A 16,890-nucleotide genomic window follows, 5' to 3' on the forward strand; every position below is an offset into this window, starting at 1 on the left:
CCCTACCCGTCCCGTTCCTGGGGCTCCGCCCCAGACCCCGCTCCTCAAACGCCGGAGGGGCTAACCCCCTCTAGCCCGTCCGGCGTTTGAGGACGAGGCCGTCCAGGCCGATAGCGGGGGTCTGGGGGCGGCAGCCCCCAGGAACGGGACGGGAAGGGGCGGAGGGGGCGAAAAAAGCCCGCGCCCCCGGGCCGGATAGCGCAGCCCCTACAAGTGGGTGCAGGATCGGGATGGCACTGCCTCGACCTCTCATGCCGGACGGGTTGAATACGGCTGGATCGGCAGTGGTGGATCGGTAGTTGGGCCGATCGTCATCGGTCGGTGCGTCCCACGGATGTCGGCTCGCAGGCCTGTGGGTACACAGGGCTGAGCGGTGGCCCGAACTGCAGACGCGCCGACTCCACCAGAGTGTCCTTCCCGGCAGGGGAGCCGGGCATGCGGCCCCGTACGAACGGTCGTTGACAATTCGACATGACTGTCGCGTTGCGGAGCGGGCATGGATCCCCGTGAACGTGTTCGAGCGGGAAGGAACCGACATCGGCGCGCAGGCGGGGGTCATGAAGAGGCAGGCACGAGGAGGTGGTCCGATGGCCATCGGAGCCTCCTCCGGGAAAGCGGTGGGAGAAGCGGCCGACAGCGCGACGGAGCCGGGCGGTGCGCAGCTCAGGCGCAGGCTGGGCAGGGCGGATCTGCGGGCGGTGCCCGAGGTCCGGAAGGCGCTGAGGGAACTGTTACGGCACTGGGGGAGGCCGGGTAGGTCGGAGATAGCAGAGCTGCTGACCAGCGAGCTGGTCACCAACGCACTCATCCACACCGACCACGACGCGGTCCTGACGGCCACCGTCGGGCCCCGCGGACTCCGCGTGGAGGTAAGGGACTTCGTGGGACGCAGGCCCATGCTGCGGGTACCGAACGCCGACGACGGTACGCATGGCAGAGGGCTCGTTCTCGTCCAGTCCCTCGCGGACTCGTGGGGTGTGCGGACGCATGGCGTGGGCAAGGCGGTGTGGTTCGAACTGGACGGCGGCGCGGTGTAGGGCAACCGCGCCGCCGTCCCAGTGTTCTCAGTCCTGGCCGAAGGTTCCGGCCGGTAGTGCAGGTCGGTAGTTCTGGCCAATAACTCCGGCCGGTAACTCCGGCCCTACGTCCTAGCCGAACTGCTGCTCGAGATCCTTGAGCTTGCGCTCCAGGGAGTCGAGTCGCGGCAGGGCCATCGTGTCGTCCTCCGCCGTGAGGTCGACGGTGAACGGCTCAGCGCTCTTGCGGACGGGCTGAAGGGAGGGCCGCGAGCGGACGGGCAGCTGCTCCGGGGCCGATATGGCAGGCTCCGCGGAGGCCTGGGCGGAGGTCCGCTCGACGGTCGCCGACTCGAGTTCCCGTCCGCCGCCGCCACCACCGGGGCCAGGCGGCAGAGCCTTGTGGCCACGGCTGAGCGCCTTGAGGTGCGCACGCTCGACGCGCTCCTCGTTGCGGCGGCGCAGTCGCGTCTGCTCCTTCTGGCGCTTGTCCTCGCGCACTTCGTCCACGGCCTCGTCGAGGGTGCGGACGTTCTCGAGCAGCATCAACGACCAGGCGCTGTACGTCTCGCGGGGCGCGCGCAGCCAGCGGACGATCCGGATCTGCGGCAGCGGACGCGGGACGAGGCCCTGCTCACGGAGCGCGGCACGACGGGTCTGCTTCAGCGCGCGGTCGAACAGCACCGCGGCCGACAGGGACATGCCTGCGAAGAACTGCGGGGCGCCCTCGTGGGAAAGGCCCCGGGGCGCGTGCATCCAGTTGAACCAGGCGGCGGCACCGGCGAACGTCCATACGAGTATCCGGGAGCCGAGCGCCGCGTCACCGTGGCTGGCCTCGCGCACCGCGAGCACGGAGCAGAACATGGCCGCGCCGTCCAGGCCGAACGGGACCAGGTACTCCCAGCCGCCGGAGAGGCCGAGGTTCTCCTCGCCGAAGCCGACCAGTCCCTTGAAGGAGAGCGCGGCCGCGACCGCGGCGCAGATGAAGAGCAGCATGTAGGAGGCGGTGCCGTAGAGGGCTTCCTTGCGCCTGCGGCGCTCCTCGCTGCGCTCCCACGTGTCTTCCGTGCTCGCCGCTTTCTCCCCGGACTGCTTGCCGCGCGCGAGCACCGCCACCGCCGCCAGCAGGCCCAGGAGCAAAACGGCGCCCGGAAGCAGCCAGTTCAGCGATATGTCGGTCAGTCTCATCTGGGGTCCCTTGCATTGGGATAGGGCGTAACGCCCGTCATAGTGGCCCAATCCCATCGGCCCTCAGGGGTTTTCGGGGCAAGAGGCCGCCAAGGGAGTGCAAGGGGATGCGCAAGGCGACATTCTGCTCGAACTGCCGCGCGAGGGACGGGAGTTGAGTGCGATTAACACTACCCGTACGGGTGGTTCAACGGAAAGTTCCTGCGACAAGTGAGGAAATTGTGAAGCGCCTGTAATCCGCGGACGTCACCGTGGGGAGTCCGGCGGGAGTTGATCTTAGGGCATGCGCGGGGTCGGCTCGACCCGGGAGTGCCTCAACTGGCGGCGGCGGCCGTCAACTTGGCGACGCGGTCGGCGTCGCAGGTGCGCGGGCAGGTGGCGCAGGTGTCCTCGGGGCGCAGTGTGTAGAAGAGGCAGCAGCTCACCCGGTCGCGGGTGGGCAGGGACTCCCCGTTCGGGCCTGTCAGTTCGCGGAACGCGGCGGAACCCGCGTACGGCCGGGTCGTCCCCGGCAGTAGCAGTTCCAGCTCGCTCATCGCGCGCCGCTCCTCGCCGAGGAGGTGGGCGACGTACCAGAGGCCCTCGACGATCTCGTCGGTCGCCATGCCCCACAGGGCCCGGCCGCGCCGCCGCATGCGCGGGCCGAAACCGCCGAGGACCGGTTCCAGGTGCTCGGCCACGGCGGACCGCACCTCGGCCCGCAGGGCCTCCTCGTCGGGCACGACGCGGGCGCCGGGCAGGCCGGCCGCGGGGTCGTCCGGCAGGCAGGCGAATTTACCGGTCCGCACCGCCATGCGGCCGAGGGCGCGCTGGAATGTGACCTGCTCCACAGGGAGGCGGGGCACCCGGCGCTCCAGGAACCACGGCACGGTGATCAGCAGGCAGGCGGGCCAGGCGTAGCGGTGCAGCCCGAAGCTGGCCACCACGTCGGGTCGCGCCCGCTGCCCGTAGTCCCGGATCACCTGGGCGTCATCCCAGGCCAGGAACGTGTCGAGGTCGGCCCCGCCCTCCGCGAGCCCGGCGGCGCCGACCCAGCCGTCGCTCTGCGGGGCCGCTTCCCGCTGTCCGAGTTCTGTCACGCTCAGCCCGGGGTAGACCTCGGTCAGCCGGGCGTACGCGTCCGCGACCGCCGAACGGGCCGGACGCGCGTCGGCACGGGCCGGGGCGCCTGCGGTCGGGGCGGGAGCGCGCATACGGTGACCATCGCTTCACGATCGTTGAAAGGTTAGGCTTACCTTACCCTGCGCGATCGATGTTTGAACTGACAGCGACTGGGCCTATGGTGCTTGACGGACGAGTAACAACCGCCGCATTGACCCCCAAGTACCGACAAGCCCGGAGGAGGTTCCCGTGGAGCAGGCCGGTCCGCGCAGCGCGCACGGCTCCGCAGGGGCGGGAACCCCGGACATCCGTACGGAGGCCGTCCGGGTGCCCGCGCAGCCGCAGGCCGCTGGCGTGGACCGGGAGAGGCATGCCGCCCCGGGAGGCGCCGGTGTCCGCGGTGAGCACACGCACAGTGAGGCGCCCATCCCGCGCCCCCGCGCCGAGGGCGCGCGTCCCGTCGTACAGCGTGCCTCCGTACGCGGGCAGATCCTCGACGCCCTGCGCGCCGCGCTCGTGGCGGGTGAGCTCGCGCCCGGGGAGGTCTATTCGGCGCCCGTGCTCGGTGAGCGTTTCGGGGTGTCGGCGACGCCGGTACGGGAGGCGATGCAGCAGCTCGCGCTCGAAGGTGCCGTCGAGGTCGTACCCAACCGCGGGTTCCGGGTCGTCGAGCGCGGCACACGTGAGCTGGCCGAACTCGCCGAGATCCGCGCGCTGATCGAGGTCCCGGTGATGCTGCGGCTGGCCCGCACGGTGCCCGCCGCGCGCTGGGCCGAGCTGCGCCCGCTCGCCGACGCGACGGTACGGGCCGCGGCGCTGGGCTGCCGGGCGACGTACGCCGAGTCCGACCGCGCCTTCCACCGCGCCGTCCTCGCCCTCGCCGGCAACAGCCAGCTGGTGCGGTTCGCCGACGACCTGCACCGCCGCGCCCAGTGGCCCCTGGTCGGCGCCCCAGCCACCCGCGGCCGCGCCGACCTCGTCGCCGACGCCGCCGAACACACCGCACTCCTGGATGCGCTGGCCGCCCAGGACCTGCCGGTCGTGCAGTCGCTGGTACGGGAGCACTTCGCGGGCGCGTAGCCGCCCTCGGCGGGCGTCCCCCTCGCGGCGCCGCGTGTCACGGACGCGTGGGCTCCGCGCAACAACTCCCGTACGCGGGCAACCCCGTCCCCGACCGGCGGCGTGCTCTCCGGTGAGAGCACGACCACTTACCGTCCCGGGGGCGACCGACGATGTTTCCCGATCCTGGCTTCCAGGCGCAGCAGCAGTTCGACCAGTCGCGCCGATTCCGCGAGATGAACGACCAGATGGACGTCCAGCGCCGCCGGCGGGCCCGCAGGGGTTCGGGGTCCGGTCTCGGCGGGCTGCTGAAGCTCGTCCTCCTTGTGGGCGTCGTCGTCCTCCTCGCCCAGAACCCCGAACTGCGCGCCGAGGCCTGGACGTTCGTCCAGGAGCTGTGGGCGGACGTCCAGACCGGCTGAGGAAGCGCTACTAGGCCGTCGCCGCCGGCGGATCCAACTGCTGGGCCAGCCACGTCGGTACGCCGCCCAGAAGCCGGAACAGCCGTCCCGCCTCGGCCCGTAGCCGGGACGCCTCCGGCTCCGTCTCGGCGTCCGCGAGGGAGGCGAGCGCGGGGACGGTGCCGACGAGGAAGCCCAACTCCTCGCGGATCCGCAGGGATTCGGCGAAACCGTGCCTGGCTTCCGCCAACTCGCCCTCCTGCAGGGCGAGTCCGGCGAGATGGCGCCAGGTGAAGGAGAGCAGCAAGAGGTCGTTGTTCGCCGTGGCGCCCGCGTGGGCGCGCCGGTAGGCGGCGCGCGCGGACTCCGGCGAATGCGCGAGGTTCTGGGCGACCAGACCGCGCCGGAAGTCCAGCAGCGCCCGCGCCGGCGCCCCGGGCGTGATCAGCGCGGCGGCCCGGCTGAGCGCGGCCCGCGCCTCGTCCGCCCGGTCCCGCACCCCGAGCAACGTGGCCGCGTACGCGAGCTGCCCGCGCTCACACGCCGCCGCGCCCCGCTCGTCGTCGCTCTGGGCCACCGCCTCCGCCGTCCGCAGCGCGTCCTCCGCCTCGGCCCAGCCCTGCTCGGTGTACAGACACCCCTCCACGAGGAGCGACGCTCTCTGCAGCGCCGCCCCCGCGGTGCGCGGGTCGAGCAGCGCCGCCGCGTCGGCCCAGCAGGCGCGCGAGCGCAGCCGCCATACCGCGGTCTGGAGTGGATCGTCACCTGCGGTCGTTCCGGAACCAGACATGGCGGAATGCGCCACGTTGCCCTCCCCGAGCACACCATTGAGCTGTTGAGTGGTGGCATCTCAGCACGGATCGCGGGGCCCGGCCAAGGGGGTGGGTGAAGGATTTCACAAAGTCATTGATCTCACCCGGCGCATCCGGGCAGCCACAAATCAGCTCATTCGCAGTGCCAGGAAGAAGTCCAGCTTGTCCTCCAGGCGGGAAAGATCACGACTCGTCAACTGCTCGATTCGGCCCACGCGGTAGCGCAGCGTGTTGACGTGCAGGTGGAGACGGGCGGCGCAACGGGTCCAGGAGCCGTCGCAGTCGAGGAACGCCTCCAGGGTGGGGATCAGTTCGGCGCGATGGCGTCTGTCGTAGTCCCGCAGCGGGTCGAGGAGGCGGGCCGTGAACGCCCGTCTGACGTCGTCCGGCACGAAGGGCAGCAGCAGCACGTGCGAGGCCAGCTCCTGGTGCCCGGCCGCGCACACCCGCCCGGGGCGGGCGGCGGCCACCCGGCGGGCGTGCCGGGCCTCCTCCAGGGCGCCGCGCAGCCCCTCCGCCGAGTGCACGGCGGCGCTGACGCCGAGCGTGAGCCGCCCGTCGTCGTTCAGGCCGGCTGTCAGCGGGGCCCGTACGGCCTCCAGAAGCGTGTCGGCGAGCAGCCCGGACTCCGAGCCGTCGTGCTCCGTGGACACCGCGGGCAGCGCGAGGAGGGCGATCGCCTCCTCGCCGGTGTGGGCGACGGCGATGCGGTCGGAGTGCTCGGGGCCGGTGGCCAGCGGGTTGACGAGGATCTCCTCCAGGAGCGCCTGCGCGACCGGGCCGCCCTCGATGTCACCGCCGTCCCACTCGACGCGGGCCACGACCACCTGCCAGTGCGGGGCCGCTCCGAGCCCGGGCAGCAGCACCGGGGCGGCGACCCGCAGGCGCGCCGCGATCTCGGCGGGCGCCGCGCCCGTCTGCACCAGCTCCAGGACCTCCTGCGCGAGCCGCCGCCGCACCGTGCGCGCCGCGTCCCGCCGCTCCCGCTCGACCGAGATCAGCTGGGTGACGCCCTGCAGCAGGTCGAGCCGCTCCTCGGGCCAGTCCCCGGCGTCCGCCTCGACCGCGAGCAGCCAGTCGGAGAGCACCGTCTCGCGCACGTCCCGGGACGCGCCCGTGGAGCGGCCCGAGGAGGGGACCGGGAAGAGCGAGTACGTCGTCGTGCCCACCGTCACCCGGTGCGGCCCCCGGCGTCCGGTGCGTGCCGCCGCCAGATGTTCGGCGGCCAGCTTGGCGCAGACGTCCGCGGGCAGCGCGGCCCCGGCGAGCTTCGAGCCCGCGATGGGGCGGCCGGTGGGGGAGAGCACCCAGGCCCGCAGATCCAGGTCGGAGCCGAGCAGGTCCAGGACCACATCGGGTCCGCCGCCCGCCGGTCCTGACGTCATCATCCGCCGGTGCCGGTCGACCACGGCCGCCAGATCCCCGGCCCGCTCGCCCGAGACCTGCCGTACGACGTGCTCGGTGATCGTCGCGAAGGCGACCGACTCGTTCACCCCGAACAGCGGCAGCCGGTGCCGGACGCAGGCCTGGATCAGATCGGCCGGTACGTCGCCGAGCTCCGCCTCACCGGCGGCGAGGGCCGTGACCCCGGCGCCCGCGAGGATGCGTACGAAGGGCTCGGAGTCCGCGGCGTCGTGCCGCCAGGCGAGACCGGTGAGGACCAGCTCGCCGCCCGAGAGATAGCGGCTGGGGTCCTTGAGGTCCGTGGTCATCACACCGCGTACGGTGCGGTCCAGCTCGTCCTCGCCGCCGAGCAGCCGCAGGCCCAGCGCGTCGGTGTCCAGCAGTGCGCGCAGCCGCATTCTCGTCGCCGCCGATCTTTGTCTTGAAATCTACGATGGATCTGTACGGCTCTGTACGGGCCCCGTGCTGAGGACCCCGCGAGCGGGGTTCCGGCCCGCCTGAGCCTGTGTCCTGGGTTTTTGGGAGCTGTGCTCACTGTTTCCAGGGGAAAACAGAGAGGTAACTGATGACCTCCGTTCATACGAATCTACAAGATGCGCACCCTGGCCAGCCAACTCCTTCATGGTTTCGGTGACTGACCCCGGTGGAGGACGGCGCTGTGTACTGGCCTCACTCCGCGTTAACAACTCATGAACGAGCCGGGCCCGCCGCACACGATCTGGCTTGATCAGAACCACCACGATACGAATGAAGAGAGCCACTCATGGACTTCCTTCGCCCCGCCAGCTGGGAGGAGGCGCTCGCCGCCAAGGCTGAGCACCCCACCGCTGTGCCGATTGCGGGTGGCACCGATGTGATGGTCGAGATCAACTTCGACCACCGCAGGCCCGAGTACCTCCTCGATCTGAACCGCATCGGCGAGCTGAGCGACTGGGAGGTCGGCGAGGAGAGCGTGCGCCTGGGCGCCTCCGTGTCCTACACGAAGATCATGGAGCAGCTGCGCGGCGAACTGCCCGGCTTGGCCCTCGCCTCCCACACGGTGGCCTCCCCGCAGATCCGCAACCGCGGCGGCGTCGGCGGCAACCTCGGCACCGCCTCCCCGGCCGGCGACGCCCATCCCGCGCTCCTCGCGGCCGGCGCCGAGGTCGAGGCAGAGTCCGTACGCGGCACGCGCCTGATCCCGATCGACGAGTTCTACACCGGCGTGAAGCGCAACGCGCTCGCTCCCGACGAGCTCATCAGGGCCGTACACATCAAGAAGGCGGACGGCCCGCAGCAGTACTCCAAGGTCGGCACCCGCAACGCCATGGTCATCGCGGTCTGCGCCTTCGGCCTCGCGCTGCACCCGTCCTCGCGCACGGTCCGCACCGGCATCGGATCCGCCGCGCCCACGCCCGTCCGCGCCAAGGCCGCCGAGGAGTTCCTGAACGCGGCGCTCGAAGAGGGCGGCTTCTGGGACAACGGCAGGATCATCACCCCGTCGGTCGCCAAGCAGTTCGCGGACCTCTGCTCCGCCGCCTGCAACCCGATCGACGACGTCCGGGGCACCGCGAGCTACCGCCGCCACGCGGTCGGCATCATGGCCCGCCGGACGCTCACCTGGACCTGGGAGTCGTACCGCGGCGCTGACGGCCAGCCACATCAGAAGGGGAGTGTCGCGTAATGCGCGTCAATTTCACGGTCAACGGCCGTCAGCAGGAAGCCGACGACGTGTGGGAGGGCGAGTCCCTGCTGTACGTGCTGAGGGAGCGGATGGGCCTGCCGGGCTCGAAGAACGCCTGCGAGCAGGGCGAGTGCGGTTCCTGCACGGTCCGCCTCGACGGCGTACCGGTGTGTTCGTGTCTCGTCGCGGCCGGCCAGGTCGAGGGGCGCGAGGTCGTCACGGTGGAGGGACTCGCGGAGTACGCGAAGCAGCGCTCCTGCGGGACCGGCGGCGCCTGCGGCACATCACTTCAGAACGCCCAGCAGTGGAACGCGCAGGGGTCCAATAGTGGGCTCCGCCCACGGGCCCAGGACTCGCACACCGGCGAAGGCGGCGAACTCTCCCCGGTCCAGCAGGCGTTCATCGACGCCGGAGCCGTCCAGTGCGGCTTCTGCACCCCGGGTCTGCTGGTCGCGGCCGACGAGATGCTGGAGCACAACCCGAACCCGACCGACGCGGACATCCGCGAGGCGCTCTCGGGCAACCTGTGCCGCTGCACCGGCTACGAGAAGATCATGGACGCGGTCCGGCTGGCGGCCGCACGGCAGTCTGAGGCGGTCTGACCATGGGAACGACAGGTACGCCCACCAACATCACCCAGGGCTCCAAGACCAAGGGCGGCATCGGCGAGTCGACGCTGCGCCCGGACGGCACCCTCAAGGTCACCGGCGAGTTCGCGTACTCGTCCGACATGTGGCACGAGGACATGCTCTGGGGCCAGATCCTGCGCTCCCCGGTCGCGCACGCCGAGATCGTCTCGATCGACACGGTCGAGGCGCTGAAGACGCCGGGCGTCTACGCCGTCCTGACGTACGACGACCTGCCGACCGAGGTGAAGAACTACGGCCTGGAGATCCAGGACACCCCGGTTCTCGCCCACGGCAAGGTCCGCCACCACGGCGAGCCGGTCGCGATCGTCGCCGCCGACCACCCGGAGACCGCGCGCCGCGCCGCCGCCAAGATCAAGGTCGAGTACCGCGACCTCCCGGTCATCACGGACGAGGCGTCCGCCACCGCGCCGGACGCGATCCTCGTCCACGAGGGCCGCGACGACCACCACATCGGCCATGTCCCGCACCCGAACATCGTGCACCGCCAGCCGATCATCCGCGGCGACGCCGACGAGGCCGCCAAGAAGGCCGACTTCATCGTCAAGGGCGAGTACACCTTCGGCATGCAGGACCAGGCCTTCCTCGGCCCGGAGTCCGGCCTCGCCGTGCCCGCCGAGGACGGCGGCGTCGACCTGTACATCGCCACCCAGTGGCTGCACTCGGACCTCAAGCAGATCGCGCCCGTCCTCGGCCTGCCCGAGGACAAGGTCCGCATGACGCTCTCCGGCGTGGGCGGCGCGTTCGGCGGCCGCGAGGACCTGTCGATGCAGATCCACGCCTGCCTGCTCGCGCTGCGCACCGGCAAGCCCGTCAAGATCGTCTACAACCGCTTCGAGTCCTTCTTCGGGCACGTCCACCGCCACCCCGCCAAGCTCTACTACGAGCACGGGGCGACGAAGGACGGCAAGCTCACGCACCTGAAGGCGCGGATCGTCCTCGACGGCGGCGCGTACGCCTCCGCCTCCCCGGCGGTCGTCGGCAACGCGTCCTCGCTGGGCGCGGGTCCGTACGTCGTCGACAACGTCGACATCGAGGCCATCGCGCTCTACACCAACAACCCGCCCTGCGGCGCCATGCGCGGCTTCGGCGCGGTCCAGGCGTGCTTCGCGTACGAGGCCCAGATGGACAAGCTCGCCGACAAGGTGGGCATGGACCGGGTCGCGTTCCGTCAGCTCAACGCGATGGAGCAGGGCACGATCATGCCGACCGGGCAGGCCGTCGACTCGCCCGCCCCGGTCGCCGAACTCCTGCGCCGCGTCAAGGCGATGCCGATGCCGCCGGAGCAGCAGTGGCTCGCGGCCGGCGAGGCCGCCGACGTACGCCAGCTGCCGGGCGGCCTCTCCAACACCACGCACGGCGAAGGCGTCGTACGCGGTGTGGGCTACGCGGTCGGCATCAAGAACGTCGGCTTCTCCGAGGGCTTCGACGACTACTCGACCGCCAAGGTGCGTATGGAGGTCGTCGGCGGCGAGCCGGTCGCGACCGTGCACACTGCGATGGCGGAGGTCGGCCAGGGCGGTGTCACCGTCCACGCGCAGATCGCCCGCACCGAGCTGGGCGTCACGCAGGTGACGATCCACCCGGCCGACACCCAGGTGGGCAGCGCCGGTTCGACGTCCGCGTCGCGCCAGACGTACGTCACCGGTGGCGCCGTCAAGAACTCCTGCGAGCTCGTCCGCGAGAAGGTCCTGGAGCTCGGCCGCCGCAAGTTCGGTACCTACCACCCGGCCTGGGCCACCGCCGAACTGCTCCTGGAGGGCGGCAAGGTCGTCACCGACGGCGGCGAGGTCCTCGCGGATCTGGCCGACGTCCTGGAGGACGAGGCCGTCGAGATCGAGGCTGAGTGGCGGCACCGCCCCACGGAGCCCTTCGACCTGCGTACCGGGCAGGGCTTCGGCCACGTCCAGTACACCTTCGCCGCGCACCGCGCGGTCGTCGAGGTGGACACCGAACTCGGCCTGGTCAAGGTCATCGAACTGGCCTGCGCCCAGGACGTCGGCAAGGCGCTCAACCCGCTGTCCGTCATCGGCCAGATCCAGGGTGGCACCATCCAGGGCATGGGCATCGCGGTGATGGAGGAGATCGTCGTCGATCCCAAGACCGCGAAGGTCAGGAACCCGTCCTTCACGGACTACCTGCTCCCCACCATCCTCGACACGCCGACCATCCCCGTCGACGTGCTCGAACTCGCCGACGACCACGCCCCGTACGGGCTCCGTGGCATCGGCGAGGCCCCGACCCTGTCGTCCACCCCGGCCGTCCTCGCGGCGATCCGGAACGCGACGGGTCTGGAGCTCAACCGGACGCCGGTACGGCCAGAACACCTCACCGGCACCGCGTAGGACTCTCCGGGCGGCGCAGGGAACGTCACACTTCACCGCGCCGCCCGGAGTACTCGAGTACCGCACTGCTCGCGGGACTTGACGCATCATCAGCATCATCCGACAGCAAAGCAACGTTCGTCTCGGGCCGTCCCCCGGGTCGTGCGGCCGAAGCACCTTCCCAAAACCCGTAGCCACCAAGGTGGTTGAGCAGCCGTCAGGGCGGCCGTGCGGGTGTCCCTTTGAACCTTGGGAGCAGGCCCACATGACCCAGCAGTCAATAGAGCCGAAGACCGTCGCCGACGACGCGGGCGCGGGTAGCCGCGTCCCGGCCGGCCGGTCCTGGCTCGACCGGTACTTCCACATATCCAAGCGGGGAAGCTCCGTCGCGCGTGAGGTGCGCGGCGGCACCACCACCTTCATGGCGATGGCGTACATCCTGCTGCTCAACCCGCTGATCCTGTCCGGCAAGGACGCGGCGGGGAACACGCTCGGCCAGCAGGCGCTGATCACCGCGACCGCGTTCGCGGCGGCCTTCAGCACGCTCCTCATGGGCTTCTTCGGCAAGGTGCCGCTCGCCCTCGCCGCCGGACTCTCCGTGTCCGGCGTGCTCGCCTCGCAGGTCGCCCCGCAGATGACCTGGCCGCAGGCCATGGGCATGTGCGTCATGTACGGCGTCGTCATCATGCTTCTGGTCGTCACCGGCCTCCGCGAGATGATCATGAACGCGATCCCGCTCGCGCTGAAGCACGCGATCACCATGGGCATCGGCCTGTTCGTCGCACTGATCGGCCTGGTGAAAGCCGGCTTCGTCCACCAGGGCGAGGCGACCCCGGTCTCCCTCGGCCCGAACGGCGAACTCGCCGGCTGGCCCGTGCTGCTCTTCGCCGCGACGCTGCTCCTGATCTTCATGCTGCAGGCCCGGGCCGTCCCCGGCGCAATCCTGATCGGCATCGTCGCGGGCACGGTACTGGCCGTCGTACTGAACGCCCTCGATGTCATCGACCCCAAGCAGTGGGCGAGCGGCGCCCCCGAACTGCACGGCAGCGCCGTCTCGATGCCGGACTTCTCACTCTTCGGAGACGTCGAGTTCGGCGGCTGGGGCGATGTCGGCGCGATGACGGTCGGCATGATCGTCTTCACGCTGGTGCTCGCCGGGTTCTTCGACGCGATGGCCACGATCATCGGCGTCGGCACCGAGGCCAAACTGGCCGACGCGCAGGGCCGGATGCCGGGCCTGTCCAAGGCGCTGTTCATCGACGGCGCGGGCGGAGCGGTCGGCGGTGTCGCCGGCGCCTCGGGCCAGACGGTCTTCGTCGAATCGGCGACGGGGGTCGGCGAGGGCGCCCGCACGGGCCTGTCCTCGGTGATCACCGGTCTGTTCTTCGCGGCCTGCCTGTTCTTCACGCCGCTCACCGCGATCGTCCCGGGTGAGGTCGCCGCCGCCGCGCTCGTCGTCATCGGCGCCATGATGATGATGAACGCCCGGCACGTGGACTGGGGCGACCGCGCCACCGCGATCCCGGTCTTCCTGACCGTCGTGATCATGCCGTTCACGTACTCCATCACCGCGGGTGTCGCGGCCGGAGTCATCAGCTACGTCGCCATCAAGATCGCCCAGGGCAAGGCCCGGGAGATCGGGGCGTTCATGTGGGGCCTGACGGTGATCTTCTTCGTCTTCTTCGCCCTCAACCCGATCGAGAGCTGGATGGGCGTGCACTGACACGTCCGTTCGGATCCCTCTCCCTCCACGCAACCGCTGGTACGTCGTCTAAGGAGACCGAGACATGCTGGACATCGCCGAAGAGCTGCACCGGTGGGTCGAGCAGGGACGCGACTTCGCCGTCGCCACCGTGGTGGCCGTCGGCGGCAGCGCACCCCGCCAACCGGGCGCCGCACTCGCCGTCGACTCCGACGGCACGGCGATCGGCTCGGTCTCAGGCGGCTGCGTGGAGGGAGCGGTCTACGAACTGTGCCAACAGGCGCTGGAGGACGGGGAGTCCGCCCTCGAACGCTTCGGCTACAGCGACGACGACGCGTTCGCGGTGGGGCTGACCTGCGGCGGCATCATCGACATCCTGGTCACCCCGGTACGCGCCGGCGACCCCGCCCGGCTGGTGCTCGCGGCCGCGCTGGCCGCCGCGGCGAGCGGGGAGGCGGCCGCGGTCGCCCGGATCGTGAGCGGCCCGGCCGAACTGCTGGGGCGCGCCCTCGTCGTCCGTCCCGACGGCTCGTACGAGGGCGGCTTCGGCGCCCATCCCGAGCTGGACCGGACCGTGGTGGGGGAGGCGGGAGCCTTCCTGGACGCGGGCCGTACCGGCACCGTGGAGATCGGAGAGCAGGGCTCTCGTTGCGGAGCGCCGCTCACGGTCCTGGTGGAGTCGTCGGTCCCGCCGCCCCGCATGATCGTCTTCGGTGCGATCGACTTCGCGTCGGCGCTGGTCCGCATGGGCAAGTTCCTCGGCTACAGCGTGACGGTCTGCGACGCCCGCCCCGTCTTCGCGACGGCCGCCCGCTTCCCGGACGCCGACGAGATCGTCGTCGAATGGCCGCACAAGTACCTGGCCCGCACGGAAGTCGACTCCCGGACGGTGCTGTGCGTACTGACCCATGACGCCAAGTTCGACGTCCCGCTGCTCCAGCTCGCGCTGCGGCTTCCGGTCGCGTACGTGGGGGCGATGGGATCCCGGCGGACCCACCTCGACCGGAACGAGCGCCTGCGTGAAGTCGGCGTGACCGAGCTGGAGTTGACGAGGCTCAGGTCGCCCATCGGGCTGGACCTGGGGGCGCGTACGCCCGAGGAGACGGCGCTGTCCATCGCTTCGGAGATCGTGGCCAACCGGCGTGGGGGGAGCGGGGTTGCGCTCACGGGGGCGCATACGCCGATCCACCATGATGCGGCGTCGACGTCGGCGTCGGCGTCGGCGTCGGTGGGGCGGATCGGGTCGGTGGCCTGACGCGCGTACGACGGAGAGGCCCGTTCGCTGGAACGCGGCGGGCCCATCAGTCGCATCAGTCGTACGAAGTAATCCCGCGTCCTGTGTATTGACGCGGGCATGCCCCTCGACGACGCTCCTGTGGGAGCGCTCCCGCAAGTCCCTAGCGACCGTTGCGAACCAGGAGTGAACCCACATGAGACGCACCTCAACATGGCTCGCCGCCCTGTCGGTCGGGTTGGCGGCCCTCTTCCTCGCACCATCCGAAACGCAGGCCGCGGACTCCCTCGACCGCGGCCCCTCCCTGTACGTCCCCGACGCCAACCCCGCGGCCTACCGGCAGGCATTGGACCTGGCCCGCGCGGGCCAATTCCTGGACGCCGCGGGCATCGTGGCCATGGTGAACACCCCGCAGGCCGTCTGGTACGGCGACCAGACCCCGGCCCAGGTCGAGCGGCTGATCCGCGGTGTGACACGGGACGCGGACCGGGAGGGCGCGACCCCGGTGTTCGCGCTGTACAACATCCCGGGACGCGACTGCTCCAACTACTCGGGCGGCGGGGCCTCCAACACGGCGGAGTACAAGGAGTGGATCGACGCGGTGGCCCGCGGTATCGGCGGCCGCGACGCCCTCGTCACCCTCGAACCCGACGCCCTCGCCCTCCTCCCCGCAGACTGTGGCCAGGACGACGCGCAGGGCACCAAGACCGCGGCCCGGTACGTCGAGGTCAACTACGCGGTGTCCGTGCTGGAGCCGCTACGGGGAACCCGCGTCTACCTCGACACAGGACACCCCGGCTGGCACACCGTCAACTCCATCGTGCCGCGCCTGATCAGGGGCGGCATCGCACACGCCTCCGGCTTCTACACAAACGCCTCGAACTACAACACCGACGACGCCAACTCCTGGTACGGCAAGCTGATCTCGTCCTGCCTCGCGTACGTCGACGGAGGCGGCGACGTCGCCGAGTGCCCGCACCAGTGGTGGCCGCGGGCCGACGCGCAGGCCTGGCTCGACGCGCACGTCCACGTGCCCGCGTCCCGGATGAAGCACTTCGTCACGGACTCCAGCCGCAACGGGCAGGGCCCCTGGACGCCACCCGCCGGCAAGTACCCGGACCCGCAGGACTGGTGCAACCCGCCGAACCGCGGCCTGGGCGCCCGCCCGACCCTGCGCACCGGCGACCCCTTGCAGGACGCCCGGCTGTGGATCAAGACACCGGGCGAGTCGGACGGCCTGTGCCTGCGCGGCACGCCGGGCCCCGAGGACCCGGAGCGCGGGATGGTCGATCCCGACGCGGGGGACTGGTTCCCCGAACAGGCCCTGGAACTCGTACGGTTCGCCAAACCGCCGATTCTGGGCTGACGTCCGGGCCCGGGCATATCCAGCCCAGTTGTCCCGAGCTCGGGCACGCAGTCCAGAGCCGTCCTGGTGACTGTCAGCTCCAGGTGCGCGAGGTACTCCGGTAGCGAAGGGAACGGACCTACTGCGGTGGCACCTCGTCAAGAGCCGTGCCCTTCTTGCGGTGCGCTTCCGGCAAGCGCATCACCTTCAGGCCCAGTTGATTGGCGCGCAGGCGCATGCCGATGTCATCGGTCAGCACCCGGGCACCCGTGTCCGGGTGGAAGTTGTCCAGGTCGGCGGCGCAGCGCAGGATCGACAGGTCGGCGTCACCACCACGGTCGTCAGTGTCGACCCACACTTCTAGCGTGGCGCCCTCACGGAGTGCCACGGGCTCTCCAGGCGGGCTGTCCTTGAGAACCCGCTCCAGGTAGCGGATGGCAGTGGCAGCCTTCCGCGCCAGGTCGCCCTGGCCGTACTTCTGCTTGTCCAGTTCGTCGATCACGCGGAGCGGTACCACGAGCCGGGTGAGCGGGACCTTTTCGCTCTGGGACTTGAAGACGTTGCGCCACAGGATGTCGCCGGGCTGCTGCCAGTGGTTGAGCATGTTGGTGTCGTAGACGACGGGCAGACCGGGCCGGGCTACGAGCTTCTTCAACTCCTCCAGCTCGGTACGAGCCTGCTCCAGAGCCCTCACCTGGCCAGGGAGTGCAGGCCGGCAGCGAGATCCGGGGCGGCGAAAGCCTGCTTGAGGGTGGGGTAGGTGTCGTGGACTGCATCGGTGTAGGCGCGGTACGCGTCCTGCGTGGGCCGCGCGTTACCCCACGTCGTCTCCGCACGACGAAGCACGTCGTCTGCGTAGTCCAGGGTGACTCCCGGGTTCAGTCTCATGCGGAGATCCTGGCAGAGGGGAAACTCGAGAGACGAGTGAATAAGGGAGACTATTGGACCAGTTGTCCGGGTCTACTGTCGCGCGACTCAGGGCGTAGTCGGACGT

Annotated in this window: 15 protein-coding genes; 9 read left to right on the forward strand and 6 right to left on the reverse strand. The window is 70.6% G+C overall.

Annotated features, from left to right (window positions below; all coding sequences use genetic code 11):
* Positions 1-587 precede the first annotated feature (587 nt).
* Positions 588-1,037, forward strand: coding sequence for an ATP-binding protein (locus OG219_RS37565; protein WP_266834226.1), 450 nt, complete (start codon positions 588-590; stop codon positions 1,035-1,037).
* A 111-nt stretch (positions 1,038-1,148) separates the two neighbouring features.
* Here OG219_RS37565 and OG219_RS37570 read toward each other — a convergent pair whose 3' ends face one another.
* Positions 1,149-2,204 (reverse strand): DUF2637 domain-containing protein, encoded by a 1,056-nt coding sequence (locus OG219_RS37570; protein ID WP_266834228.1) that lies wholly within the window; start codon positions 2,202-2,204, stop codon positions 1,149-1,151.
* Between the two features lie 314 nt (positions 2,205-2,518).
* Complete coding sequence (locus OG219_RS37575; protein WP_266834230.1) at positions 2,519-3,397, reverse strand: (2Fe-2S)-binding protein; 879 nt, start codon at positions 3,395-3,397, stop codon at positions 2,519-2,521.
* 157 nt (positions 3,398-3,554) lie between these two features.
* Here OG219_RS37575 and OG219_RS37580 point away from each other — a divergent pair, with 157 nt between their 5' ends.
* Both OG219_RS37580 and OG219_RS37585 read left to right on the forward strand, forming a co-directional pair.
* A complete protein-coding gene (locus OG219_RS37580) occupies positions 3,555-4,385 on the forward strand; it encodes a GntR family transcriptional regulator (protein ID WP_266834232.1) in 831 nt (276 codons plus the stop codon).
* A 152-nt stretch (positions 4,386-4,537) separates the two neighbouring features.
* Positions 4,538-4,786 (forward strand): hypothetical protein, encoded by a 249-nt coding sequence (locus OG219_RS37585; protein WP_266834234.1) that lies wholly within the window; start codon positions 4,538-4,540, stop codon positions 4,784-4,786.
* Between the two features lie 10 nt (positions 4,787-4,796).
* Here OG219_RS37585 and OG219_RS37590 read toward each other — a convergent pair whose 3' ends face one another.
* The gene (locus OG219_RS37590) at positions 4,797-5,570 is read right to left on the reverse strand and encodes a hypothetical protein (protein ID WP_266834236.1); all 774 of its coding nucleotides are present in this window, start codon (positions 5,568-5,570) and stop codon (positions 4,797-4,799) included.
* Positions 5,571-5,705: 135 nt separating this feature from the next.
* The gene (locus tag OG219_RS37595) at positions 5,706-7,379 is read right to left on the reverse strand and encodes a PucR family transcriptional regulator (RefSeq protein WP_266834238.1); all 1,674 of its coding nucleotides are present in this window, start codon (positions 7,377-7,379) and stop codon (positions 5,706-5,708) included.
* A gap of 365 nt (positions 7,380-7,744) precedes the next feature.
* On the opposite strand from OG219_RS37595, the gene OG219_RS37600 reads away from it, so the two are divergent.
* The 6 genes from OG219_RS37600 (at position 7,745) to OG219_RS37625 (ending at position 15,917) form a co-directional block, all read left to right on the forward strand.
* Entirely contained in the window at positions 7,745-8,644 is a 900-nt protein-coding gene (locus OG219_RS37600; RefSeq protein WP_266834240.1) for a xanthine dehydrogenase family protein subunit M, read from the forward strand.
* Complete coding sequence (locus OG219_RS37605; protein ID WP_266834242.1) at positions 8,644-9,246, forward strand: (2Fe-2S)-binding protein; 603 nt, start codon at positions 8,644-8,646, stop codon at positions 9,244-9,246. Before OG219_RS37600 ends, OG219_RS37605 begins: the two co-directional genes overlap by 1 nt.
* 2 nt (positions 9,247-9,248) lie before the next feature.
* Positions 9,249-11,636, forward strand: a complete 2,388-nt coding sequence (locus OG219_RS37610; protein ID WP_266834244.1) for a xanthine dehydrogenase family protein molybdopterin-binding subunit — start codon at positions 9,249-9,251, stop codon at positions 11,634-11,636.
* Between the two features lie 244 nt (positions 11,637-11,880).
* The gene (locus OG219_RS37615; protein ID WP_266834246.1) at positions 11,881-13,338 is read left to right on the forward strand and encodes an NCS2 family permease; all 1,458 of its coding nucleotides are present in this window, start codon (positions 11,881-11,883) and stop codon (positions 13,336-13,338) included.
* A 64-nt stretch (positions 13,339-13,402) separates the two neighbouring features.
* A complete protein-coding gene (locus OG219_RS37620) occupies positions 13,403-14,572 on the forward strand; it encodes an XdhC/CoxI family protein (RefSeq protein WP_266834248.1) in 1,170 nt (389 codons plus the stop codon).
* 175 nt (positions 14,573-14,747) lie between these two features.
* Positions 14,748-15,917, forward strand: a complete 1,170-nt coding sequence (locus tag OG219_RS37625; RefSeq protein WP_266834250.1) for a glycoside hydrolase family 6 protein — start codon at positions 14,748-14,750, stop codon at positions 15,915-15,917.
* Positions 15,918-16,035: 118 nt separating this feature from the next.
* Here the strand turns inward: OG219_RS37625 and OG219_RS37630 are convergent, their stop codons facing one another.
* Entirely contained in the window at positions 16,036-16,590 is a 555-nt protein-coding gene (locus OG219_RS37630) for a PIN domain-containing protein (protein WP_266834252.1), read from the reverse strand.
* A complete protein-coding gene (locus OG219_RS37635) occupies positions 16,587-16,784 on the reverse strand; it encodes a hypothetical protein (RefSeq protein WP_266834254.1) in 198 nt (65 codons plus the stop codon). Before OG219_RS37635 ends, OG219_RS37630 begins: the two co-directional genes overlap by 4 nt.
* Positions 16,785-16,890 lie beyond the last annotated feature (106 nt).

This window comes from Streptomyces sp. NBC_00038 (assembly GCF_026343635.1).
In the GTDB taxonomy this organism is placed as follows: Bacteria; Actinomycetota; Actinomycetes; order Streptomycetales; family Streptomycetaceae; genus Streptomyces.